This window comes from uncultured Limnohabitans sp., assembly GCF_937889215.1.
Taxonomy (GTDB): Bacteria; Pseudomonadota; Gammaproteobacteria; order Burkholderiales; family Burkholderiaceae_C; genus Limnohabitans_A.
The window spans coordinates 1-1,390 of sequence record NZ_CALBEX010000239.1; the positions used below are offsets into that span (position 1 = coordinate 1).

The 1,390-nt window shown below is 60.4% G+C and carries 1 protein-coding gene and 1 pseudogene; both read right to left on the bottom strand.

What is annotated here, in order from left to right:
* Positions 1 to 292: pseudogene (locus Q0341_RS06105) on the bottom strand (hypothetical protein); the annotation flags it as partial.
* 28 nt (positions 293 to 320) lie between these two features.
* Positions 321 to 1,390 (bottom strand): MBG domain-containing protein (locus tag Q0341_RS06110; protein ID WP_299511242.1); only part of this gene is annotated, 1,070 nt, incomplete at its 5' end.

The following is a 1,390-nucleotide window of genomic DNA, read 5'->3' on the forward strand; positions in this document are numbered from 1 at the left end:
ATACCCGTGCATGAATTTTGTCGACCACCGCAAAAGGCAATTGTTGATGGTCTCCCGTGTCCAAGATCCAATGGACTGCCGACTGCGCAGATGCCGAGGCGCCCGCATCGGCCAAACTCTGTAGACCCGTTGCACGCTGTGCCAGCTTCGTTCTTGGCGCGCCTGTTTTCAGCCAAGCCACATCCTTGACCGGTTGTGCCACAGCCAGGGCCAAGGTGCACTGCGCAATCAGCATCAACACGCAAGCCCTGCTGATTTCGCGAGGCTTGCGGCTGACGGCCAGGCTTGCCATGGTTTTCAACCCCTTGGTAGATGTACGTTCAATTGCGGTCTTGCTTGGGGGGAAATGGCACGGGCACCATCACCTCTGGCAATACCGGGTCGTTCACTGCAGGTAGCGTCTCGATCAAGGGTTCGACGCTGGCAGCGACAGGCTCTTCGGCGGGGACAAGAACCGGCGTTTGCACTTGCAATGGCACGGGTTCAGGTTCGGTGCTGGCCACCGTCACTGTGCCTTGTGTCACGTTCGCTGGAGGTAAAACCACCAGCAGGGTGGTGTCATCTGGCAAGGTTGTCGGCACCGATACCGCTGGGAGCACAGCTGTCGGGTCAACGATGGCTGGCGTGTTCACCGGAGGAGCCGCCATGGGTGTGACGGACAACTCGCCATTCACATAGGCCATTTGGTAATTGCTCGGGGTGAAGGTTCCAGCTGTCGCATCGCTGGCCTCAATGACGTAGGGGCTGCCGAATGCACTGGCCGTGGCCAGTTGGCCCAGACTCATCAAAGTGACGCTGCCCACCGTGTCGCCATTCAACAGCCCAGTCGCGTCATAACCCAACAACGCAGGCGTTTGGCCAAACACCTTGCTCACGTCTTGCGCCGTGATCGTCAGGGACGCGGGTGTGACCGTCAACGCACCGTTCACATAGCTGATGGTGTAATTGCCCGGCGTGAAACTGTCGCCAGTGGCGTTGCTCGCGACGATGGCGTAAGGGCTGCCCGCCACGCCGGCCGTGGCCACTTGCCCGTTGCTGGCCAAGGTCACGCTTGCCACCGTGTCGCTGTTCACCAGCCCTGCCGTGTCAAAACCCGACAAGGTGGGGGCCTGGCCATACACCTTGCTCACGTCTTGCGCCGTGATCGTCAGAGGCGCGGGCGTGACCGCCAAAGCACCGTTCACATAGCTGATGGTGTAGTTGCCCGGCGTGAAGCTGCCGCCAATGGCGTTGCTCGCGACGATGGCGTAAAGGCTACCGGCCACGTCGGCCGTGGCCGCTTGCCCATCACTGATCAACGTGACGCTGCCCACCGTGTCGCTGTTCACCAGACCTGCTGTGTCAAAACCTGACAAGCTGGGGGCTTGGCCATACAACTTACTCACGTCTT